This is a genomic window from Bradyrhizobium sp. UBA2491 (assembly GCF_002341725.1).
GTDB lineage: Bacteria > Pseudomonadota > Alphaproteobacteria > Rhizobiales > Xanthobacteraceae > Bradyrhizobium.
In genome coordinates this window covers 14,757-37,890 of sequence record NZ_DDOP01000080.1, presented here as the reverse complement: position 1 = coordinate 37,890, position 23,134 = coordinate 14,757, and the positions used below count along the sequence as shown (strand labels likewise).

The following is a 23,134-nucleotide window of genomic DNA, read 5'->3' as shown; positions in this document are numbered from 1 at the left end:
GTGTTGCCGCGCGAGCCGTGCCGCGCAATGGCACAAGGGCAACATCGGCAGAGGCAACATGAAATGGCCGGGTCGACCTGCGTCGAACCCGGCCATGACGATTGATGTTTGGCAACGCAATGCGATCCGGCTCAGCAGAGGCGGCAGGCGCCCCACGAAATGCAGCAGCCACCACCGCAGCCACCACAGCCGCCGCATCGGCAACCGCGACATCCGCGGCAGCCGCGACAACCGCGGCAGCCTCCGCATCCACGCCACGCGACCTGAACGCCGGCTCCGGCGTCTTCCTTGTCGAACAGGTGGAAGGTCGCGAGGCTGACGTCAGCGATTTCTTCCTCGCCGAGCGTGATGGCATGGGTCGGAGTGTAGTTCGTAGTCTTTGGCGCGTCGGTCGCGGGCACTGCCGAAGCGGACGCACTACCCACCAGTGAGAGAGTCAATCCGGCAGCACCCAACGCGGGCACCGCGGCCTTGGTTACGCGCTTCCGCGTCGGGGCTTGCTTCACCCGTGGCATAGTCGCATCCTCCATTCCTGACGAAACTGGTTCTCAAATCCACCCCACGCATTTGTACGCTCGACGATCTGACCATGCAAGACGCGCGGCGCATTCGCACAACGCTTCAACGCGCATTCCGTTGCAATTTCATCTTGATGAACGTGATCCGACGCCGTTGCCGTCACACGGCCCACATCGTTAACGACAGTTTGCGGACCGCGAGACGATCCATGCTGCGCTGCGATTACTCTGAAGCCGGGCCGAGGGGGCACCAGAGGAATCACCATGGCGGATGATGCGGCGAGTTTTGTCTGGTACGAGCTGCTGACCACTGACGCGGCGGGTGCGAGCACCTTCTACGGCAGCGTCCTCGGCTGGCGCACCAGAGACGTTTCGACTGCCGAGCTTTCTTACAATTTGTTCATCTCTGGCGATGTCCCGCGAAGCGGATTGATGGAGCTGCCTGAAGAGGGCAGGCGGCAGGGTGCGATGCCGCGATGGGTCGGCTATGTCGGTGTCGGCGATATCGACGCGACTGCCACCCGGATTCGAGAACTTGGTGGTGCCGTCTACGTCCCGCCGACCAGCACCAACATTGGCCGCATCGCGATCGTCGCTGACCCGCAGCGCGCAACCTTTGGACTGGTGAGCGATTTGAAGATTGCCGCGCCTGTCGTGGCCGATCTCGACGCGCCTTCGCGCGTGGGCTGGCACGAACTGCTGGCTGCCGACTGGCGCAAGGCGTTCGCCTTCTACGTAGACGTTTTCGGCTGGCAGCAGGCTGAAGCCGAGGTCGCTTCCGCCGAGCCTTATCAGTTGTTCGCAGCCGGCGGACGGATGGCCGGCGGCATCTTCAACAAGCGTCCGCTCGAACCGATTCCGTTCTGGCTCTATTATTTCAACGTCGACGACATCGACGCGGCAATGGCGCGCGTGAACAGCGGTGGCGGGCGGGTCTATGAAGGGCCGCTGGAGCTGCCTGACGGCAGCTGGATCGTCCGTTGCCTCGACCCGCAGGGCGCTACCTTCGCCCTTCAGGGCGCGCGCAGCGAGGACGGCATCGCGAAAGCCGGCCCTGCAGAATATCGCTGGACCACCAGTTGGGACGGTATCTCGTCAAAAGGCCGGTGGCGGAGCGACCCGCCGACCGGCAAGCGTCGAACGCCTCGGAAGTGACGAACAGCGTCACCCGGCCTTGGCGGCCGGCGCCGCGGGCTTCGGTGCCGGCGGCTTGACCGGCTTATCCTGCCGCTTCGACCACGAGATGTAATAGGCCACGATCGTCATGATCGCGATGCCGGAGATGCTGACGAAGATCTGTGCGAACAGCGAGCCCGAGCTCATCGACAGTTCGAAATGTCCGACAAAGGACAGAAACACGCCGACGCAAAACACCGCGAGCGATTGCTGGCCGCAGACGATCAGGGGATCGAATACCTTCCACTCCAGTGCCGACCAATCCTTCGGGATGAAGCGGATCACCAGCACCGTGATCACCACGAAGTGCAGGAAGCGGTAGGGCGCAAGGTTGGTCTTGTCGTTCGGATTGAACATCGAATAGAGCCAGTCCGGGAACTGGGCGCCAAACTCCGGAAAGCGTCCGGCCATGGTCATGACCAGCGCGAAGATCAGATACGCGATGCAGAACCACAGCGTGTAGCGCGAATTGATGATGTGCATGTTCTTGCGCGCACCGCCCATCGCGCACCACGAGCCGAACACGAACAGCACCTGCCAGGCGAACGGATTGAAGTACCAGGTCCCGGCCGGATAGGCCGGCAGATTCCAGCCCATCTGCCGCGACACCAGCCACAGCGCGATCGAGGCTGCCATGGTCCAGTTCGGCTGCCGCAGCATGAACCACAGCACCGGCGGAAACAGGCCCATCAGCACGATGTAGAGCGGCAGCACGTCGAGATTGACCGGTTTGAATTTCAGGAACAGGCCCTGGCGCAGCGTCTCGGTGGCGTTGTCGACGAGGCCGGCGACATTGAACTCGTTGATCATCTCGGAGTCGCCGAAGCGCAGCGCGAGATAGCTGATCGCGGCGATGTAGATCACGAACAGGATGATGTGCGCGACATAGAGCTGCCAGACCCGCTTGGTCAGCCGGGTCGCGCCGACGATGAAGCCGCGCTCCAGCATCATGCGGGCATAGACAAAGGATGCGGTGTAGCCGGAGATGAAGACGAACAGGTCAGCGGCGTCGCTGAAGCCGTAATTCCGCGTCGTGATCCAGTTCACGATATTGTCGGGGATGTGATCGAGATAGATCGCCCAGTTCGCGATCCCGCGGAACAGGTCGAGCCGCAGGTCACGTCCTTTTTCGGGCAGGCTAGCGTGGATTTCCATGGGGCGCGCCGCTTCTTCTTCGAGGTGATGCTGTCGAGAAGACCATGCTGTAACAATCTGGCCCGGGTCCAAGGCTCTCCCCCAAGGCACTCCAAAGGGAAGCCCCGAGGCCAGATTGTCACAGCGCGGTAGAATGACTATACCGGTCTGGCGAAGGCTACCTCCGGGGTCGAGGAATCACCGATCAGATCGTTGATCGGTGTCTCTATACTATCCCGGCGGGTTCCTTCAAATCGCTTCCATGTCCTATATCCTACGGGGCCCGACCATCCATGACCGCACGCATTTTTAAGCCCGCCAAAAACGCGATGCAATCGGGACGAGCCAAGACCAAGGCGTGGCAACTGGATTACGAGCCGGAGCAGCCGCGCACGGTGGAGCCCCTGATGGGCTGGACCTCGTCGTCCGACATGAAGCAGCAGCTCACCCTGCATTTCGACACCAAGGAAGAGGCGGTCGCCTATTGCGAGCGCAAGGGCATCGCCTACCAGGTCATCGAGCCGAAGGATTCGGCGCACCGCCAGATCGCCTATGCCGACAATTTCGCATTCCGCCGCTGGGAGCCGTGGACCCACTAAGGGCTTACGGTCAGCTCGCCGGGCTTGGCGCGGCGAGGGCACCCGGGATCGGCAGCGGCGCATCCTTGGAGACGCCGAGTACCGGAAAGCTCCTGATCTTGCGCACATTGGGCAGCCCGGCGAATTGCAGCAACTGCCGGCGCATGTCGTCGACGCTGGGCGCGACGCAGCGGAGCATGAAATCGGCGTCGCCCGAGATCCGCCAGCATTGCAGGAAGCGCGGCACCGCCGCCACCGCAGCTTCGAACGCCTCGATCGCGACCAGATTCTGACTGTCGAGCTGGATCAGCACGAAGGTCGTCACCTCATAGCCGAGCAGCCGTTCGTCGAGCGTGGCGCGGATCGCCTGGACCACGCCGCGGCTACGCAGCGCGCGGACCCGGCGCAGGCAGGGCGGGGCGGTGATGCCGACCCGCTCGGCGAGTTCGTTGATCCTGATCCGGCCGTCGCGCTGCAATTCGGTGAGGATCCGCAGGTCGATGTCATCGAGCTGTGGGCGTTCTGTCACAGTCACGAACCGGCCACCGCGGTCCGTGGGCGCTCGCCGTCGCTGCGGAGCTCGCCGATTACGGCCCGCGGTGCGACGCCTGAAAGCACCAGCTTCTCGTGCGCCGCGATGATGGCGTCGCGGGTCAGCCGGCCACCGGGCCGGTACCAGGTGCACAGCCCGGTCAACAGCGCGATGATCGCAAAGGTCGCGACTTGGATGTCGACGACTTCGAACACGCCGTCCGCCAGCCCATCGGCAAGGATTTGCGCCAGCCGCTGCTCATAGGCGCCGCGCAGCGCCACCACGGCGTCGTAGTTCTTGGCATCGAGGCTGCGCAGTTCGGAATTGGCGATGAACACTTCGCGCTTGCGGGTCATGTGATAGGTGACGTGGAACGCGACGAAGGCCCGTAATCGCTCGACCGGATCGGCCTTGCCGGCGAGCGCAAGGTCCAACTCGCGCAGCAAATCGTTGATATGGTCCTGCACCAGATCGAACAGCAGGTCCTGCTTGGTTGAGATATGGTTGTAGAGTGAGCCTGCCTGGATGCCGACTTCGGCGGCGAGCTGGCGCAGGCTCATCGCCTCGTAGCCGTGCTCGAAGATCAGGCGCACACCGGCCTTGCGGATCGCCTCCAGCGTCGTGGGGCCATGTGAGCCGATCGTGCGTGCCATCGGGGCCTCGGAGGGGTGTTGGCTTGCCAGGAGAGCTAGGAAACAAGCGAACGACCGTATCTATATCGCATGAAATCGCAGCAAATTCAATGAACTGCGGATTTCATGCGCAAACCATAGCACAGTCGCTTGCGAAGCCAAGAAAAAAACGTATGATCGTTTAATTGCAAGATGAATCTCATGGGAGGGATCATGGCCTCGAACCGGGCGGCAATCTTCAATTTCGACCTTGGCGAGACCGCGGATGCGATCCGCGAGACGGTGCATGATTTCTCGACCAACGAGATCGCGCCGCGCGCCGCAGAGATCGATCGCTCCAACACCTTTCCGCGCGACCTCTGGCCCAAGATCGGGGCGCTCGGCCTGCACGGCATCACGGTCGAGGAGGAGTATGGCGGTTCGGGCCTCGGCTATCTCGAGCACTGCATCGCGGTCGAGGAGATTTCGCGGGCGTCGGCCTCGGTCGGGCTGGCCTATGGCGCCCATTCCAATCTCTGCGTCAACCAGATCCGCCGCAACGGCAACGAGGCGCAGAAGCGCAAATATCTGCCCAAGCTGATCTCCGGCGAGCATGTCGGATCGCTGGCGATGTCGGAGCCCGGCGCCGGCTCGGACGTGGTCTCGATGAAGACCCGGGCTGACAAGAAGGGCGACCGCTACATCCTCAACGGCAACAAGATGTGGATCACCAACGGTCCGCACGCCGAGACGCTGGTGGTCTACGCCAAGACCGACCCCAATGCCGGCCCGCGCGGGATGACCGCCTTCATCATCGAAAAGGGCATGAAGGGATTCTCCACCGCGCAGAAGCTCGACAAGCTCGGCATGCGCGGCTCCGACACCTGCGAACTGGTGTTCGAGGATTGCGAGGTGCCGGAGGAGAACGTGCTCTCCGAGGTCGGCCGCGGCGTCAACGTGCTGATGTCTGGCCTCGACTATGAGCGCGCCGTGCTTGCGGCCGGGCCGATCGGCATCATGCAGGCCTGCATGGATGTCGTGCTGCCTTACGTGCACGAGCGCAAGCAGTTCGGCGAGCCGATCGGCTCGTTCCAGCTGGTGCAGGGCAAGATCGCCGACATGTACACCACGATGAACGCCTCGCGGGCCTATGTCTACGCGGTGGCGAAGGCCTGCGACCGCGGCGAGACCACGCGCGAGGACGCCGCTGGCGCGATCCTCTATGCCGCGGAGAAGGCGACCCAATGCGCGCTGGATGCGATCCAGCTGCTCGGTGGCAACGGCTACATCAACGAGTATCCGACCGGCCGCCTGCTGCGCGACGCAAAACTCTACGAGATCGGCGCCGGCACCAGCGAGATCCGCCGCATGCTGATCGGCCGCGAACTGTTCGCCAAGACGGCCTGAGCTTCGCGCGAGCGATCGCGCCACGGCGCGATCGCTCGACGTCCCCGATCCTGTCAGCTCCTCCAACGAAACGTGCAACACCGATGCCGCTTCATTCGACGATCGATCCGACATCTTCCGAATTCGCCCGCAACGCCGAGGTAATGCGCGGCCTGGTCGCGGAGCTCCGCGGCAAGCTCAACCAGGTGGCCGGCGGCGGGGGCGAGACCTCGCGCAAGCGCCACACCTCGCGCGGCAAGATGCTGGCGCGCGACCGCGTCGATCTCCTGGTCGACCCGGGCACCGCCTTCCTCGAATTGTCGCCGCTCGCCGCCAACGGCCTTTATGGCGGTGACGTGCATTCGGCGAGCGTCATCACCGGCGTCGGACGCATCGCGGGCCGCGAATGCATCATCGTCGCCAACGATGCCACCATCAAGGGCGGCACCTACTATCCGATGACGGTGAAGAAGCACCTGCGCGCCCAGGACATCGCGCGGCAGAACAATCTGCCCTGCGTCTACATGGTGGATTCCGGCGGTGCCTTCCTGCCGTTGCAGGACGAAATCTTTCCCGACGAGCGGCATTTCGGCCGCATCTTCTACAACCAGGCCCAGATGTCGTCGCAGGGCATCCCGCAGATCGCGATCGTGATGGGCTCGTGCACTGCGGGCGGCGCCTACGTGCCAGCGATGTCGGACGAGAGCATCATCGTGCGCAATCAAGGCACCATCTTCCTCGGCGGTCCGCCGCTGGTGAAGGCTGCGACCGGCGAGGTCGTCACCGCCGAAGAGCTCGGCGGCGCCGATGTCCATTCCCGTCAGTCGGGCGTGACCGACCACTACGCCCAGAATGACGCCCACGCGATCGGCATCGCACGCCGCATCGTCGGCACGCTGAAGCAGCCGGTGAAGGCACCGCTCAACATGCGCGCTGTCCAGGAGCCGCTGTTTCCTGCCGAGGAGATCTACGGTGTGGTCTCCGCCGACGGCCGCAAGCCGTTCGATGTGCACGACATCATCGCGCGGATCGTCGACGGCTCTGAATTCGACGAGTTCAAGAAACTCTACGGCACCACGCTGATCTGCGGCTTCGCCCATATCTGGGGCTATCCGGTCGGTATCATCGCCAACAACGGCATTCTGTTCAGCGAGAGCTCGCTGAAGGGCGCACATTTCATCGAACTGTGCTGCCAGCGCGGCATTCCCTTGGTGTTCCTGCAAAACATCACCGGCTTCATGGTCGGCAAGAAATACGAGGCGGGCGGCATCGCGCGCGACGGCGCCAAGCTGGTGACGGCGGTCGCGACCGCCGGCGTGCCGAAATTCACCGTCGTGATCGGCGGCTCCTACGGCGCCGGCAATTACGGCATGTGCGGCCGCGCCTACAGCCCGCGCTTCCTGTGGCTGTGGCCGAACGCCCGCATCTCGGTGATGGGCGGCGAGCAGGCCTCGATGGTGCTGAGCCAGGTCAAGCGCGACGGCATCGAGGCCAAGGGCGAGAGCTGGTCGGCGGAGGAAGAAGATAAGTTCCGCGAACCGATCCGTGCGCAGTACGAGAAGCAGGGCAATCCCTATTACGCCACCGCGCGGCTGTGGGATGATGGCGTGATCGATCCCGCCGACACCCGCCTGGTGCTCGGGCTTGGATTGTCGGCCGCCGCCAATGCGCCGATCGAGCCGACCAAATTCGGCCTGTTCAGGATGTGAGCCAAGGATCTGATCATGGACCGCTCAAAACTCTACCGGCGCTTCCGCACGCTGCTGATCGCCAACCGTGGCGAGATCGCCTGCCGCGTCATCCGCTCGGCGCGCGCCATGGGGCTGCGCACTGTCGCCGTTTATTCCGAGGCCGACCGCGACGCGATGCATGTCGCGCTCGCCGACGAGGCCGTGCTGCTCGGGCCGGCACGGGCCCGCGACAGCTATCTTAACATCGAACGTGTGATCGCAGCGGCAAAGGAGACCGGCGCGGAAGCGGTGCATCCCGGCTACGGCTTCCTCTCCGAGAATGCCGAATTCGCGCAGGCCTGCCTCGACGCAGGTCTGGTGTTCGTCGGCCCGACCGCCGGGATGATGACGGCGATGGGCTCGAAGTCCGGTTCGAAGGCACTGATGGAGAAGGCCGGCGTGCCGCTGGTGCCCGGCTATCACGGCGAGGCGCAGGACGAGGCGATCCTGGCGGACGCCGCCAACCGGATCGGATTCCCGGTGCTGGTCAAGGCATCGGCCGGCGGCGGCGGCCGCGGCATGCGCGTGGTCAATGCGGCGGCGGAACTGTCGGCCGCGATCACCAGCGCCAAGCGGGAGGCCAAGGCGGCGTTCGGCGACGACCGCATGCTGATCGAGAAATACGTCCAGAACCCGCGGCATATCGAGGTGCAGATCATCGGCGACAGCCACGGCAATCTGCTGTCGCTGTGGGAGCGCGAATGTACGCTGCAACGCCGCCACCAGAAGGTGATCGAGGAAGCGCCGTCGCCGACCCTGAACGCCGCGCAGCGCGACACCGTCTGCGAGGCCGCGCGCAAGGCCGCCGGCGCAGTCAATTATGTCGGCGCCGGCACGATCGAGTTCGTCTCCGACGGCAAGGACGTGTTCTTCATCGAGATGAACACCCGTTTGCAGGTCGAGCATCCCGTGACCGAACTGATCACCGGCGTCGATCTGGTCGAATGGCAGCTCCGCGTCGCGTTCGGCGAGGAGCTCCCGCTGAAGCAGAACGAGATCAAGCTGAACGGGCATGCCATCGAGGCGCGCGTCTATGCGGAGAATCCGCAGAAGAACTTCATGCCTTCGGTCGGCCGCATCAAGACCTGGCGGACGCCGCCGGAAGGCGATGGCCTGCGCGTCGACGCCGGCTACCGCAGCGGCGATAGCGTCTCGCCATACTACGACGCGATGCTCGCCAAGGTGATCGCCTGGGCGCCGACCCGCGAAGGCGCGATCGAGAAGCTCAATCGCGGACTGGAACAGACCGACGTCCGCGGCATCGTCACCAACATCCCATTCCTGTCGGCGCTGGTGACGCATCCGGCGACGAGGGCCAATGCGATCGACACCGGCTTCATCGAGCGCGAGCTGAAAAACCTGACGGCGGGGCAGGGTGCTGCCGGCGAGTTCGAGCTGTGCGCGGCGGTGGCCGCGATCGTCGACGACGAGCGCAAGGCGTCACGGCGTGAGGCCAGTTCGCCGTGGCAGGCGTTTGGCTGGATGCCGGTCGGCCGCCGCCAGCGGGTGTTTTCGTTCCGGCAGGGCCACGAGCCACCACAGACCATCACGTTGCACTATGGCAGCGGACCGTCGACACTATCAATCGGCGGTCGCGAGCTTCCGTTCGCGATCTCGTCGTCCGACGACGACGGCTTCGACCTGACGCTGAACGGCGTCAAGTCGCGCGTCGCCTCTGTCATCGAGGGCCACGAGCTTTATTTGCGCACTCGCAATGGCCGCTTCGACCTGCACTGGGTCGATCCGTTCGGCGGCGAAAGCGAGGAGCAGGTCGGCGAGGACAAGATCGTGGCTCCCTTGCCCGGCACCGTGGTGGCGCTGCTGGCCGAGGAGGGCGCGACCTTGGAGAAGGGCGCGCCGATCCTCACCTTGGAAGTGATGAAGATGGAGCAGACCTTGCGCGCGCCCTACGCGGGTGTGCTCGAGAAGCTCAAATGCAAGGTCGGCGACATCGTCGGCGAGGGCGTCGAGCTTGCGGAAGTGGAGCCTGCGGCCGCGTCATGAGCGATCAGGTCAGGATCATCGAGATGGGGCCGCGCGACGGCCTCCAGAACGAGAACACGCCGGTCGGCGTCGAAGCGCGCATCGCCTTCGTCGAGGCGCTCGTGGCGGCGGGGCTCGGCACCGTCGAGGTCGGCGCCTTCGTGTCGCCGAAGGCGATCCCGCAGATGGCGAACTCCGACCAGGTGCTGCGCGGCGTCGGCCATATCAAGAACGCCGAATTCCACGTGCTGGTGCCGAACGAGAAGGGCTACGACGCCGCGCGTGCGGCTGGTGCTCAAGTAGTCTCGGTATTCGCGGCTGCATCGGAAGGCTTCTCACGCGCCAATATCAACTGCTCGATCGCGGAGTCGATCGAACGCTTCCGGCCGGTGCTGGCGCGTGCCAAGGCCGATGGCGTCAAGGTGCGCGGCTATATCTCCTGCGTGCTCGGCTGCCCGTTCGATGGCGAGATCAAGCCGAAGGCAGTGGCCGACCTCGCGGTGACCTTGTGGGATCTCGGCTGCTACGAAATCTCGCTCGGCGACACCATCGGCGTCGGCACGCCGCTCAAGGCCAAGGCGATGCTGCGGGCGGTCGGTGCCGAGCTTCCGGTCGCCAACCTTGCGATGCACTTCCACGATACCTACGGCCAGGCGCTTGCCAATCTCTATGCCGGCATGGAGCAGGGCGTTCGCGTCATCGATTCCGCTGCCGGCGGCCTCGGTGGTTGTCCGTATGCGCCCGGCGCCACCGGCAACGTCGCAACGGAAGACGTCGTCTACATGCTGGAAGGCATGGGTGTGGCGACCGGCGTGGATATGGACCGGCTGCTCGCTGCGACCAATGAGGTGGCCGGCTTGCTCGGCCGCCCACCGGTCAGCCGCGTTGCCTCTGCGCTGAATGCGAAGCGGGCGCGGCTGAGCGCGTGAGGCGCATCGCAGCGCCGGTAAGGTAAACCGAACCATCCTTCGAAGCGCGGTTGATCTCGTCGCGCGGCGCTGCCGGCCGATCGTGCGGCATAACAACGCATGACTGCGCTTTCGTCGTCCTCGCCGGTAACCACTGCTGTGCAAAGACCATCCGCCGCTTTGACAGGCATTTGGTTTTCTGCCAAATCGCGCGCGGAATTTAAATACTCAGAGGGTTAAATGTTTCGGGTTAAATCTTTAATGGCGGCCGCGTTCGGATTGATTGTTACGGCCACCTCGACGGTTCCGGCGAAGGCCGTTTTGGTCGACTACGGCGTCACCTTCAGCAATTGGTCTGGAACTTCTGTCGGCACCGGCGTCCTGGTGTTGGACTTGCCGTCGTTTCCGACGACCGGTCCGATCAACTGGACCAGCCTGCCGAACCCGATCTTCTCGAGCCTGAGCGCGACCTTCGGAACGCTGAATTTCGAGCTGACGAATTCGAACATCGCCTTTGGCGGTCTGCAAGGAGCGCATGTGTGGCCGCAGTCCTCGAATCCTGATTCCAGCCATCTGTCGATCGCCGTCACCCAGTCGCAGACGGGCCTGCTGCCCGGAGCGGCGTATCTCGCCCTCTATAACGGCTGGGACAATGATGGAAGTTTCGAGATCAAGCACGTCGCCGGAAGCGATACGCTGAGCGGCAAATACTCATTGGGCGCTCCAAGCCTTCACGCTGTCGGTGCCGTGCCGGAGCCTTCGACCTGGGCGATGATGATCCTCGGATTCTGCGGGCTGGGCTTCCTCGCTTATCGCAAGCGCAGTCAGGCGTCCTCGCTTCCCGCCGCCTGATCATCAGCGTCAACGAGCCACAGAGAGACCGCCTTCGGGCGGTCTTTTTGTTTGTGGTGACGTGCAAAACAAACGCGTCATCAGCGTCGTGCCTGGCGTCTTTTTGAATGGCGTGCGCGGAGTGAGAATTCGTCGCTATCGGCGAGGCAGAGTCATACCTTTGAACGAGCATTATGCAGCAAATTGGTGGAGCTCCGTTTTTGACGAGCATTTGAATTCGAGTTAATCGTGATTTTTTCAGGGAGCATAAGAACAATGAACAAATCCAGACTGATTGCGCTTGCTTTGATGGTACTCGCCTTCGCTGGCGTTACGCAGCGCGCTGATGCGATGGTGGTAACTTACAATCTGTCTCTCACTCCGACCGATGGCTCTCCCTATAGCGGGTCCGGTTTGCTGACCCTGGATCGGCCGGTTGCGGCGAGCGGGCTCGATACGATCGCTGCCGCTGATATCACCGGGCTGACCTTCACGATCGACGGCCACACCTTCGGGCTCGGTATTCCGAAGTTCACCCTTGTCACGGTTCAGTTTCTCAACGGAGCCCTTTACGACATCACGTCGAGCGGGTTCTCGACCGACAACTACGTCAGCCTGTTCACGACCGCGGTGTATTCCTACTACGACATGCACACCGGCCACGGCAGCAACGGCGTGCTGACCGCGACCCTTGCGGCTACGCCGGCGGTCCCCGAGCCGTCCACCTGGGCGATGCTGATCCTGGGCTTCGCGGCCGTCGGCTTCATGGCCTATCGTCGCCGCAACGCGCCGGCTGCGGCCTGATCTTCGATCGCGCCTCGGGATGAGCTCCGCAGAGACCGCCTTCGGGCGGTCTTTTCACGTGTGGCCCTCCACAACGCCGGGCTCGACGGATGGAACCGTCTTCACAGCGCGGCCTTTGGCAGTTCCCGAAAAAATCCTCTGAAACCGTTCATGGCTTGGTGACTCAAAGGTGCTGATGTGAGGGGGCTCGCAATTGCTCCTGGTGGTCTTGCCATGTCCGGACAGGTGTCAGCTTCCCGCGGCCGAACGTTCTTGGCCGGAAAGATCGTCTTCAACTTCGGTCGCTCCGCTTTTGATTGCACAATCCGGCAGCTCACCGATGCGGGAGCCACCGTGGAACTCGAAACCACGATCGGCATTCCCGACAACGTTCAGCTGCTGATCGTCGGCACCAATCAGGTCAAGCCGTGCAAACGGCTGTGGCAGTCGGACCGCCAGCTCGGCCTTGCCTTTGAGGAGCAGCGGACGAACGCTGCGGGTCCGGTGCCGGCCGCTTCCGCCCCGGCAGCCATTCTGGAACGGCGCGGCGGCGATATTCTGCGCGGGCACATGTTGGCGCTGCGCGCGGCGCTCGATCAGATCCCGGTCGGCATCCTGCTGCTGGACACGGAGCTGAAGGCCCTGTTCGTCAACCGCGCGTTCCGGAACATGTGGGCGCTTCCGGACGCGGTGGCCGACCGCAATCCCAGCTTCACCGATCTGATGCATCACGGCTGCAAGACGATGGCCTATGAGCTGCCGGCCGAGCAGCTCGAAGCCTATGTTGCAGAGCGCGTCCGTCTCATCAGCGTCGGGGACGTCCACCCGATCGATCTCAGGCGCAGCAATGGCGACGTGGTTCGCTGTCAGTGCACGCCGTTGCCCGACGGCGGCCGGATGGTTAGCTACACGCCGGTGACCGACATCGTGCGCGCGTCCGACAAGCTGAAGGTGCTGACCGGTGCGCTCGAGAACGTCGAAGACGGCGTCGTCCTGCTCGACCGCGATCTCAATGCGATCTTCCTCAATCGGAGAATGCGGGAATTCTGGCAGGTGACCGAGGAAGAGGTTGCGCGGCATCCGGCCTACGTCACGCTGCTCACGCGCAATCGCCGCGCGGTCCCGGCGGACGCGACGCTGGAGCAGATCAAGGCCTTTCCGGCGAAGCGGATCGCGGAGATCAAGGCAGGCGACCACAAGCGCGACGTCCAGACGCCGGACGGCCGCAATATCAGGGTGCATTGCTCGACGATGGCAAACGGCGGCCGGATGCTGACCTTTGTCGACGTCACCGATCTCGTCCGCAATGCACGACAGCTCGAAGTGCTCGCGACCACGGACCCGCTCACCGGACTGTTCAACCGCCGCCAGTTCCTGACGATGACGGATGCCGAGTGGAGCCGGTTCCAGCGCTACTATCGTTCGTTATCGGTGCTGATGGTCGATATCGATCACTTCAAGAGCGTCAATGACTGGTTCGGTCATGCGGTTGGTGACAAGGCGATCAGGGCGGTCGCCGACGTCTGCGTTCGCGGCAAGCGCAAGTCGGACATCGTTGGCCGTGTTGGAGGCGAGGAGTTCGCGGTCCTGCTGCCGGAGACGACGTTGTCGCGCGCCCGAACTGTCGCGGAGCGCATTCGCAAGAAGGTGGAGGGCCTGACATTGACCGCGGAGGGTCGCCCGGTGCAACTGACGGTGAGCGTCGGCGTTGCCGAGGCCATCACGAGCATGCCCGGGGTCGATGCGTTGATGAAGGCGGCCGACGCCGCGCTCTATCAGGCCAAGGAAGGCGGCCGCAATCGCACGCAATGCTGGATGCCTCCAGCGCCACCAAAGCTGGCGGCGGAGTAGGGCTTGCGCCTCGGAGTGATGGCGGTGTTGCTGGCTGACGACCTGACCGGCCTCTGTTTTTCAGGGAACTCAATCACAACTCAGGCGAGTTCCGTTATTTAGCAGCAGCTTTAAGGCGGCCCTGTTCAGGCGCGCGTCAGGTTCCCATAAGGACCGATAATACATGGTTGCGCGCAGGCCACGATTGTTGCGATTTCGCAACATCATCCCAACATTTAACCCTAAAAGCAGTCAGTTGGCAGTTGCGCCGCTTTTTAGCCACACCCCGACATGAAAGGATATTCACATAGTTGAACAACCAGCGCTCGCGACGACGGGACATTTTCATGGGTTCCGGCGTTGATGGAGGAAAGAGCGCCGGGAACAGGGTCGCGATGGACGCCAAGACGAACATCAAGGGCAGGCTACCGAGCCGTCACGTGACGGAAGGGCCGCAGCGCGCACCGCATCGGTCCTATCTTTATGCCATGGGACTGACGACAGCCCAGATTCATCAACCCTTTGTCGGCGTTGCTTCATGTTGGAATGAAGCTGCTCCCTGCAACATCTCGCTGATGCGCCAGGCGCAGGCGGTGAAGAAGGGCGTGGCCTCGGCCGGCGGTACGCCGCGCGAATTCTGCACCATCACTGTGACCGACGGCATCGCGATGGGCCATGACGGCATGCGCTCGTCGCTGCCGTCGCGCGAATGCATCGCCGATTCGGTCGAGCTGACCGTCCGCGGCCATTCCTATGATGCCTTGGTCGGCCTCGCCGGCTGCGACAAGTCGTTGCCGGGCATGATGATGGCGATGGTCCGGCTCAACGTGCCCTCGATTTTCATCTATGGCGGCTCGATCCTGCCGGGCAATTTCCGCGGCCAGCCGGTGACCGTGCAGGACATGTTCGAGGCGGTCGGCAAGCATTCGGTCGGCGCCATGTCGGACGAGGACCTCGATGAGATCGAGCGGGTGGCGTGCCCGTCGGCCGGCGCCTGCGGCGCCCAGTTCACCGCCAACACGATGGCGACCGTGTCCGAGGCGATCGGCCTCGCGCTGCCGTACTCGGCCGGCGCACCGGCGCCCTATGAGATCCGCGACTCCTTCTGCGCCGCCGCCGGCGAGAAGGTGATGGAGCTGATCGAGAAAAACATCCGGCCCCGCGACATCGTCACCCGCGAAGCCCTTGAGAATGCTGCGGCCGTCGTTGCAGCCTCCGGTGGCTCGACCAATGCTGCACTGCACCTGCCGGCGATCGCCCATGAGTGCGGCATTAAATTCAATTTGTTCGACGTCGCCGAAATCTTCAAAAAGACTCCTTACGTCGCGGATTTGAAGCCGGGCGGCCGTTATGTTGCCAAAGACATGTTTGAAGTAGGTGGCATTCCGCTGCTGATGAAGACGCTGCTCGACAATGGCCACCTGCACGGGAATTGCCTGACCGTCACTGGCCGAACGATCGCTGAAAACCTCAAAAGCGTGAAATGGAATCCGCACCAGGACGTGGTGCGGTCCGCCGACAATCCGATCACCGTCACGGGTGGCGTTGTCGGGCTGAAGGGTAATCTCGCTCCGGAGGGTGCGATCGTGAAGGTCGCGGGCATGTCGAACCTGAAGTTTACCGGTCCCGCCCGGTGCTTCGACCGCGAGGAAGACGCCTTCGAGGCGGTGCAGAAGCGCACCTACAAGGAAGGCGAAGTGATCGTGATCCGCTACGAGGGGCCGAAGGGCGGTCCCGGGATGCGGGAGATGCTGGCGACCACGGCGGCGCTGACCGGGCAGGGGATGGGCGGCAAGGTTGCCCTGATCACCGATGGCCGGTTCTCGGGCGCCACCCGTGGCTTCTGCATCGGACATATTGGACCTGAAGCGGCTATCGGCGGGCCGATCGGGTTATTGCAGGACGGCGACATCATCGAGATCGATGCTGACGTCGGCACCCTTAACGTAAAATTGAGCGACGCCGAGCTCGCAGATCGTAAGACCAAATGGGCCCCTCGCGCGACTAACCACACATCTGGTGCGCTGTGGAAATATGCCGAGCAAGTGGGGCCGGCGGTGGATGGCGCAGTCACCCATCCGGGTGGCGCGCACGAGAAACAGTGTTATGCGGACGTTTAGGCGTACGATTTTTGCGTTTGCGTTAGGGGCCATTCCGGTGGCGGGCCCTGGATTCGGATTCGATGGTGCCCCGGTCAACCCGCAGGATACCGTCCTTCCTGTGGTCGCACCGCAGCCGGGCGGAGCCGCCGCGCTCAAGCGGGCCGCAACGCCGGTTGCTCCGGTGGCGACCGATCCGAACTCCTCGATCAGCACGTTGCAGTATCAGGCCGAGGGCGGTCACCCGGTGGCGCAGTGGAAGCTCGGCAAGATGTACGCCGAGGGCGATGGCGTCATCCAGGACGACATGCGCGCCTTCGAATATTTCAGCCGGATCGCCAATGCGCATGCCGAGGATTCGCCGTCGGCGCCGCAGGCCTCGATCGTGGCCAATGCCTTCGTGGCACTCGGCCGCTACTATCTGAGCGGCATCCCCAATTCCAAGGTCAAGGCGGACACCGAGCGGGCGCGGGAGATGTTCTCCTATGCTGCATCCTATTTCGGCAATGCCGACGCCCAGTACGACCTGGCCCGGCTGTACCTGAAGACGCCGGACGCCTCACGCGACGACTTCCGCTATGGCGCCCGCTGGCTCGGGCTCGCCGCCCAGAAGGGCCAGCACCAGGCCCAGGCGCTGCTCGGCCAGATGCTGTTCAACGGCGACCGGCTGCCGCCGCAGCGGGCACGCGGCCTGATGTGGCTGACCTTGGCGCGTGACAGCGCGACGCCGGACGAGGCCTGGATCAAGGAAAGCTACAACCGGGCGATCGCCAAGGCCTCCGAGGACGATCGCGCCATGGCGTTGCAGATGCTGGAGCACTGGGTGCAAGGCCGCCGCGACTGATCTTGCTTGCGGCGGTGGGACTTCAGGCGACCTCGAAATCGAGATCGGCCCAGACCGGAACGTGGTCGGACGGCTTCTCCCAGGCCCGCACATAGCTATCGATGCCGACATCGATCAGCCGGTCGCTCGCCTGAGGTGACATCAGGAGATGGTCGATGCGCAGACCCCAATTCTTCTGCCAGGCGCCCGCCTGGTAGTCCCAGAAGGTGTACTGGCCGGGCTCATCATTGACCGCCCGCAGCGCGTCGGTCAGTCCGAGGCCGAGCAGCGACTGGAAGGCCTCGCGAGTCTGAGGGCGGAACAGGGCGTCGTCGACCCAGGCAGCCGGATTGTAGACGTCGCGGGCCGCCGGAATGACGTTGAAGTCGCCGGCCAGGATCAGCGGCTCCTCGGCCTTCAGTCGTTCCCGCGTGTAGTCAAGAAGCCGCGACATCCACTTGAGCTTGTAGGGATATTTGTCGGTGTTGGCGGGGTTGCCATTGGGCAAATAAAGACACGCCACCCGCACCACGCCCTGTTTCAACGTGACGACGCCCTCGAGGAAGCGGGCGTGGCTGTCCTCGTCGTCGCCGGCGAGGCCCGATTTGGTCTCATCGAAGGGCAGCTTCGACAATAGCGCAACGCCGTTGAAGGTCTTCTGGCCGTGGGTAACGACATTGTAGCCGAGCGCCTCGACCTCGAGCCGGGGGAATGCGTCGTCGACGCATTTGATCTCTTGCAGGCAGACGATGTCCGGCGAACTCTCCTTCAGCCAGGCAACCAGGAGTTCGATCCGTTGCCGGACCGAGTTGACGTTCCAGGTGGCGATACGAACGGTCATCGGACGTCCTTTGTTATCTCATGGGGCCATCGCGTCGCTCGGCGCGCCGCCTAGACCAAGCGCTTCCGCATCTCGATGTGTGGGATGCCGGCTTCCTCGAACACGTCGCCGACACGCTCGAATCCGGCGCGCGCATAGAACGGCTCCGCGTGCGTCTGCGCGTTGAGGATCAGTTCGGGATAGCCGAGTTCGGCCGCCTTGGCCATCAGCGCGTCCAGCACCTGGGCACCCACGCCCGTGCCGCGTGCCATTTTGAGCACAGCCATCCGGCCGATATGGCCGTCAGGCAGCAGCCGGCCGGTCGCCACCGCGGCCCCGTCCGTGGTCAACGCCAGTGCGTGCCAGCTCGACCTGTCCATATCGTCCCACTCCAGCTCGAGCGGCACGCCCTGTTCCTCGACAAAGACGCTGATGCGGATGGCCCCGGCGCGTTCGCGCGCCGCTTCCCAAGTGCAGATCAGGATCGTGGCAGGCATGAGATGGGCGCGCTTGTCCGGGGGCGGACCAAAGGCCGCACTATTTCACTTAGGTGGCATACCATGGGCGATCGGCGTGTGCTAACTCTCCAGAAACAAGGCGTAACAATTGCCGACGGGGGAGTTACGACGCGTCCCGGCCTTCAAGGGAGGCCGGCGCCGCACGTGCCAGGCTTATGAAAAAACGCAATTTGATTCTGACTGCCGCCATTCTCGGCATTGCTTCCGGGGTGGCCTACATGACCCGCTCGTCATGGACGGGTGCTGGCTCCGCCACCGCGCTAGGGACCCCGCAGCCGCGGGTCGTCTCGGTGAACCTGGCCAAGGCGGAACGCAAATCGGTTCCGGTCGACGTCGATGCGATCGGACAAGTGACCCCGATCTCCAGCGTAGCGCTGAAGTCGCGGCTCGAGACCACCATCGTCTCGGTGCATTTCGAGGACGGCGCCAGGGTCAATGAGGGCGACCTTCTGTTCATGCTCGACGCGCGGCAGATCGACGCCCAGATCGAGCAGGCCGAGGGCGTGCTGGCCCGCGACCAGGCCCAGCTCGAGGGCGCGCAGCGCGATCTTCGCCGCTATACCGAGCTGGTCGGCAAGGGCGCGACCACCCAGGTCAATCTCGACAACGCCAAGACCCAGTCAGATGTCCTGATCGGCACCATCAAGGCCGACCAGTTCGCGCTGGAGAACCTCCGCGTCCAGAAGAGCTACACCGTGATCCGCGCGCCGTTCGCGGGACGGATCAGCGCCGCCAACGTCAAGGTCGGGAACTTCGTCCGTCCCGCCGACACCCAGCCGCTCGCGGTGATCAACCAGATGGCGCCGGTCTATGTCACCTTCGCGATCCCGCAGCGGGCGCTGGTCGACCTGCGCGACGCCATGAAGGGCGGCGATCCCAAGGTGGTCGCGACCATTCCCGGCCACCAGCGCTCCGAGAGCGGCAAGGTCGCGATGGTCGAGAACGCCGTCGATGCGACCACCGGCATGGTCACGGTGCGCGGCATCATGAACAATGCGAGCGAGACGCTGTGGCCCGGCACCATCGTGCAGACCAAGCTGATCATCCGCAGCGAGGACGCGGTCGTGGTGCCGACGGTCGCGGTGCAGCGCAGCCAGAACGGCAATTTCGTCTTCGTCGTCCAGGACGGCGTCGCCAGGGTCCGTCCGGTCAAGGTCGATCGCACCTTCCAGGGCTCATCGGTGATCTCAGACGGTTTGGCGGGCGATGAAAGCGTCGTGGTCGACGGCCAATTGTTGCTGTCTGATGGATCGCGGGTCGAACTGCGGACGAGCAAGGCCGGAGCCTGATCGATGACGCTCTCCGAGCTCTGCATCCGCCGCCCGGTCATGACGACGCTGATCACGGCGTCGATCATCGCATTCGGCGTGTTCGGCTTCCGCCTGCTGCCGGTCTCGGCACTGCCCAAGGTGGATTTCCCGACGATTGCGGTCACCGCGACCTTGCCAGGCGCCAGCGCCGACACCATGGCCGCCTCGGTCGCCGGCATCATCGAACGCCAGCTCTCGACCATCGCCGGCATCTCCTCGATGTCCTCGAACTCGTCGCAGGGCACCAGCGTCATCACCATCCAGTTCGACCTCAACCGCAGCATCGATGCGGCCGCGCTCGACGTGCAGACGGCGCTGACGATCGCGCAGCGCAGGCTGCCGATCGAGATGACGATCCCGCCGAGCTTCCGGAAAGTGAACCCGGCAGATTTCCCGGTGCTGTTCGTCTCGCTGGGGTCGGCGACGCTGCCGCTGTCGAGCGTCAACGAGTACGGCGACATCACGATCGGGCAGGCGCTGTCGCAACTGCCCGGCGTTGCGCAGGTCCTGATCTACGGCGCGCAGAAATTTGCGATCCGGGTCCAGGCCGATCCGGAGGCCGCCGCCGCCCGCGGTGTCTCGATGGAGGATATCCGCGCCGCGGTGTCGCGGGCCAATTCCTCGACCCCGGTCGGCACGCTGAACGGCCCCAAGCAGGATGTCGCGCTGCAGGCTTCCGGCCAGATGGACAAGGCGGCCGACTACCGCCAGATCTACGTCGCCTGGCGCAACGGCTCGCCGGTCCGCCTCGACGAGATCGCCAAGGTCTATGACAGCGTCGAGAACGACAAGATCGCGACCTGGATGAACGACGAGCGGGCGATCGTGCTCGCGATCCAGAAACAGCCCGACGCTAATACCGTCGCGGTGGTCGATGCCGTGCTCGCGAAGCTGCCGTCGCTGCGCGCCGCGATCCCGCCCTCGGTGACCATGCAGGTCATGATGGACCGTTCGGTCTCGATCCGGCAGGCGGTCAGCGACGTCGAGGAGACCCTGCTGATCGCGATCGCGCTGGTGATCCTCGTGATCTTCCTGTTCCTGCGCTCGGCATCGGCGACCTTCATTCCGGCGCTCGCGGTGCCAATCTCGCTGTTCGGCACCTGCGCGGTGATGTACGCGCTGGACTACTCGATCAACAACATGACGCTGCTGGCGCTGACGCTCTCGGTCGGTTTCGTGGTCGACGACGCCATCGTCATGCTGGAGAACATCGTCCGCCATATCGAGCACGGCATGAAGCCGTTCGAGGCGGCGCTGAAGGGCGCCCGTGAGATCGGCTTCACGATCATCTCGATCACCTTCTCGCTGATCGCCGTGTTCATCCCGGTGCTGCTGATGGGCGGCATCGTCGGCCGCGTGTTCCGCGAATTCGCGGTCACCATCTCGGTCGCGATCATCGTCTCCGGCTTCGTGTCGCTGACCTTGACGCCGATGCTGTGCGCCCGCGTGCTGCGCGCGCATGACGCGGCCAAGCGGCCCAACATCGTTCTGCGGGCGTTCGAGGCGATGTTCGAGGCCTGGCTGCGGGCCTATGAATGGGCGCTGGACTGGGTGTTGGCCAGGAAGGCCCTGATGCTCGCGGTGACGCTCGCGACGCTCGGCGGCACCTTCTATCTCTACATGCTGGTGCCGAAGGGCTTCTTCCCGCAGGAGGACACCGGCTTCCTGATCGGCGTGACGGAGGCGGCGACCGACACCTCGTTCGAGGCGATGAAGGTGCGCCAGCAGGCGCTGGTCGAGGTGCTGCGGACCGATCCGGCGATCGACTATGTGAATTCCACCGTCGGCTCCGGCGGTCCCAATCCGACCACCAACTACGGCCGGCTGTTCATCGCACTGAAGCCGCAGAAGACCCGCGACAATGCCAGCGTCGTGATCGGCCGGCTGCGTCAGAAGGCGCGCGAGATTCCGGGCATGCAGGCATTCTTCCAGAGCGTGCAGAACCTCAACATCGGCGGCCGCATCTCGAAGAGCCAGTACCAGTATGTGATGCAGAGCGGCGACACCGAGTCGCTGTACCGGCTGGCGCCTGAGATGCGCGACAAGATCGAGAAGATCCCGGGCCTGCTCGACGTCACCACCGATCTTTACATCAAGAACCCGCAGATGACGGTCGATATCGACCGCGAGAAGGCGGCGGTCTACGGCGTCACCGTCGATCAGGTCCGCAACCAGCTCTACAACGCCTATGGTTCGCGGCAGGTCGGCACCATCTACATGCCGTCGAACGACTACCAGATCATCCTGGAGGTGCAGCCGCAATTCCGGGTTGATCCGTCCGACCTGTCAAAACTCTACATGAAGACCGGGAGCGGCCAGACCATCCCGCTCGACGCGGTGGCACGGCTGGTGCCGACGGTCGGCCCGTTGCAGATCAACCACCAGGGCCAGCAGCCGGCGGTGACCATCTCGTTCAATCTCGCGCCGGGTAATTCGCTGGGCTATGCGGTCGACAAGATCACCGAGCTCGAGCAGAATTCGAACCTGCCGCCGACGATCGCGACCGGGTTCTCCGGCACCGCGCAGGTGTTCCAGGATTCGCTGCGCGGGCAGGGCGTCCTGATCCTCGCCGCCGTGTTCGCGGCCTTCGTGATCCTCGGCATTCTCTACGAGAGCTTCATCCATCCGATCACCATCATCTCGGGCCTGCCGTCGGCCGGCATCGGCGCGATCCTGACGCTGATGCTGTTCGGCATGGAGCTGTCGGTGATCGCGATGATCGGCATCGTGATGCTGGTCGGCATCGTCAAGAAGAACGCGATCATGATGGTCGACTTCGCGCTGGAGCGCCGCCGCGTCGGCTTGAGTGCCGAGCACGCAATCCGCGAGGCGGCGCTGCTGCGTTTCCGCCCGATCATGATGACCACGTTCGCGGCGATCTTCGGCACGCTGCCGATCGCGCTCGGCGCGGGCGCCGGCGCGGAGCTGCGTCAGCCGCTCGGTGTCGCGGTGGTCGGCGGCCTCTGCGTGTCGCAACTGTTGACGCTGTTCATCACGCCGGTGATCTATATCTATCTGGACCGCATCGACCGCAAGTTGCGGCGCAAGCTCGACCCGCAGGCAGACGCCACCGGTGACGTCGATCGCCCGCAGGTGGTCGCGGCGGAGTAGGTGGAGGCGGCTAGATCGAGAAGCTGGTGCCGCAGCCGCAGGAGGCAGTGGCGTTCGGGTTGACGACGCGGAACGAGGCGCCGATCAGGTCGTCGACGAAGTCGACTTCCGAGCCCGCGAGGAACGGGACCGAGGCGGGATCGATCAGCACCACGGCGCTGTCGCGCTCGATCACCAGATCGTCATCGGCCTGGGTGCGTTCGACGTCGAACTTGTACTGGAAACCGGAGCAGCCGCCGCCCTCGACCGAAATGCGCAGCTTGGCACCGTCGCCTTCCTTGCTGAGGATCTGCCCGATACGGCGGGCGGCCCGTTCGCTGACAGTGATGGCAGCAGTCATGTTCGGTCTCCGAAACCCTATTTGAGCGCGATCTGATCGGATCATGCCCGGCGTCATACCCAATTCATTTGGTCCGCCGCCTCAGACATAGTTAAGTGCGTCGGACCATGGAA

The 23,134-nt window shown here is 63.9% G+C and carries 17 protein-coding genes and 2 pseudogenes; 13 read left to right on the top strand and 6 right to left on the bottom strand.

Annotation, left to right across the window (positions count from 1 at the left end):
* The first annotated feature begins 782 nt into the window (after positions 1 to 782).
* Positions 783 to 1,673, top strand: coding sequence for a VOC family protein (locus B2W55_RS27570; protein ID WP_024578342.1), 891 nt, complete (start codon positions 783 to 785; stop codon positions 1,671 to 1,673).
* 9 nt (positions 1,674 to 1,682) lie between these two features.
* On the opposite strand, the gene B2W55_RS27565 is transcribed toward B2W55_RS27570, so the two are convergent.
* On the bottom strand, positions 1,683 to 2,849 hold the full coding sequence (locus B2W55_RS27565; protein ID WP_024578341.1) for an OpgC domain-containing protein: 1,167 nt from the start codon (positions 2,847 to 2,849) through the stop codon (positions 1,683 to 1,685).
* Positions 2,850 to 3,121: 272 nt separating this feature from the next.
* Here B2W55_RS27565 and B2W55_RS27560 point away from each other — a divergent pair, with 272 nt between their 5' ends.
* Positions 3,122 to 3,427, top strand: coding sequence for an ETC complex I subunit (locus B2W55_RS27560; RefSeq protein ID WP_024578340.1), 306 nt, complete (start codon positions 3,122 to 3,124; stop codon positions 3,425 to 3,427).
* A gap of 10 nt (positions 3,428 to 3,437) precedes the next feature.
* On the opposite strand, the gene B2W55_RS27555 is transcribed toward B2W55_RS27560, so the two are convergent.
* Both B2W55_RS27555 and B2W55_RS27550 read right to left on the bottom strand, forming a co-directional pair.
* The gene (locus B2W55_RS27555; protein ID WP_024578339.1) at positions 3,438 to 3,935 is read right to left on the bottom strand and encodes an Lrp/AsnC family transcriptional regulator; all 498 of its coding nucleotides are present in this window, start codon (positions 3,933 to 3,935) and stop codon (positions 3,438 to 3,440) included.
* 2 nt (positions 3,936 to 3,937) lie between these two features.
* On the bottom strand, positions 3,938 to 4,591 hold the full coding sequence (locus tag B2W55_RS27550) for a TetR/AcrR family transcriptional regulator (protein WP_024578338.1): 654 nt from the start codon (positions 4,589 to 4,591) through the stop codon (positions 3,938 to 3,940).
* A gap of 192 nt (positions 4,592 to 4,783) precedes the next feature.
* On the opposite strand from B2W55_RS27550, the gene B2W55_RS27545 reads away from it, so the two are divergent.
* The 9 genes and pseudogenes from B2W55_RS27545 to B2W55_RS27505 all read left to right on the top strand — a co-directional run bounded on the left by B2W55_RS27545 (position 4,784) and on the right by B2W55_RS27505 (position 16,943).
* The gene (locus B2W55_RS27545; RefSeq protein ID WP_024578337.1) at positions 4,784 to 5,956 is read left to right on the top strand and encodes an isovaleryl-CoA dehydrogenase; all 1,173 of its coding nucleotides are present in this window, start codon (positions 4,784 to 4,786) and stop codon (positions 5,954 to 5,956) included.
* A gap of 83 nt (positions 5,957 to 6,039) precedes the next feature.
* The gene (locus tag B2W55_RS27540) at positions 6,040 to 7,644 is read left to right on the top strand and encodes a carboxyl transferase domain-containing protein (RefSeq protein WP_024578336.1); all 1,605 of its coding nucleotides are present in this window, start codon (positions 6,040 to 6,042) and stop codon (positions 7,642 to 7,644) included.
* 15 nt (positions 7,645 to 7,659) lie between these two features.
* On the top strand, positions 7,660 to 9,669 hold the full coding sequence (locus B2W55_RS27535) for an acetyl/propionyl/methylcrotonyl-CoA carboxylase subunit alpha (RefSeq protein ID WP_024578335.1): 2,010 nt from the start codon (positions 7,660 to 7,662) through the stop codon (positions 9,667 to 9,669).
* On the top strand, positions 9,666 to 10,577 hold the full coding sequence (locus tag B2W55_RS27530) for a hydroxymethylglutaryl-CoA lyase (protein WP_024578334.1): 912 nt from the start codon (positions 9,666 to 9,668) through the stop codon (positions 10,575 to 10,577). The genes B2W55_RS27535 and B2W55_RS27530 overlap by 4 nt, the downstream gene beginning before the upstream one ends.
* Positions 10,578 to 11,291: 714 nt before the next feature.
* Positions 11,292 to 11,408, top strand: a pseudogene (locus tag B2W55_RS34280) (PEPxxWA-CTERM sorting domain-containing protein); the annotation flags it as partial.
* 675 nt (positions 11,409 to 12,083) lie between these two features.
* Positions 12,084 to 12,191 (top strand): annotated as a pseudogene (locus B2W55_RS34275) (PEPxxWA-CTERM sorting domain-containing protein); the annotation flags it as partial.
* 333 nt (positions 12,192 to 12,524) lie between these two features.
* Positions 12,525 to 14,021 carry a sensor domain-containing diguanylate cyclase gene (locus B2W55_RS27515; protein ID WP_244442096.1) on the top strand — a complete coding sequence of 499 codons (1,497 nt, stop codon included), beginning with the start codon at positions 12,525 to 12,527 and terminating at the stop codon, positions 14,019 to 14,021.
* A 374-nt stretch (positions 14,022 to 14,395) separates the two neighbouring features.
* Complete coding sequence (gene ilvD / locus B2W55_RS27510; RefSeq protein WP_024578330.1) at positions 14,396 to 16,120, top strand: dihydroxy-acid dehydratase; 1,725 nt, start codon at positions 14,396 to 14,398, stop codon at positions 16,118 to 16,120.
* Positions 16,107 to 16,943: a tetratricopeptide repeat protein gene (locus B2W55_RS27505; protein ID WP_024578329.1), complete on the top strand. Its 837-nt coding sequence runs from the start codon at positions 16,107 to 16,109 to the stop codon at positions 16,941 to 16,943. The genes ilvD and B2W55_RS27505 overlap by 14 nt, the downstream gene beginning before the upstream one ends.
* Before the next feature lie 22 nt (positions 16,944 to 16,965).
* Here B2W55_RS27505 and xth read toward each other — a convergent pair whose 3' ends face one another.
* Positions 16,966 to 17,763, bottom strand: a complete 798-nt coding sequence (xth, locus tag B2W55_RS27500; protein WP_024578328.1) for an exodeoxyribonuclease III — start codon at positions 17,761 to 17,763, stop codon at positions 16,966 to 16,968.
* Positions 17,764 to 17,813: 50 nt separating this feature from the next.
* The gene (locus B2W55_RS27495; protein WP_024578327.1) at positions 17,814 to 18,239 is read right to left on the bottom strand and encodes a GNAT family N-acetyltransferase; all 426 of its coding nucleotides are present in this window, start codon (positions 18,237 to 18,239) and stop codon (positions 17,814 to 17,816) included.
* A gap of 176 nt (positions 18,240 to 18,415) precedes the next feature.
* Here B2W55_RS27495 and B2W55_RS27490 point away from each other — a divergent pair, with 176 nt between their 5' ends.
* Both B2W55_RS27490 and B2W55_RS27485 read left to right on the top strand, forming a co-directional pair.
* Positions 18,416 to 19,549, top strand: coding sequence for an efflux RND transporter periplasmic adaptor subunit (locus B2W55_RS27490; protein ID WP_024578326.1), 1,134 nt, complete (start codon positions 18,416 to 18,418; stop codon positions 19,547 to 19,549).
* A 3-nt stretch (positions 19,550 to 19,552) separates the two neighbouring features.
* Positions 19,553 to 22,681, top strand: a complete 3,129-nt coding sequence (locus tag B2W55_RS27485; protein WP_024578325.1) for an efflux RND transporter permease subunit — start codon at positions 19,553 to 19,555, stop codon at positions 22,679 to 22,681.
* A gap of 10 nt (positions 22,682 to 22,691) precedes the next feature.
* On the opposite strand, the gene erpA is transcribed toward B2W55_RS27485, so the two are convergent.
* Positions 22,692 to 23,021 carry an iron-sulfur cluster insertion protein ErpA gene (gene erpA, locus B2W55_RS27480; RefSeq protein ID WP_021081206.1) on the bottom strand — a complete coding sequence of 110 codons (330 nt, stop codon included), beginning with the start codon at positions 23,019 to 23,021 and terminating at the stop codon, positions 22,692 to 22,694.
* Positions 23,022 to 23,134 lie beyond the last annotated feature (113 nt).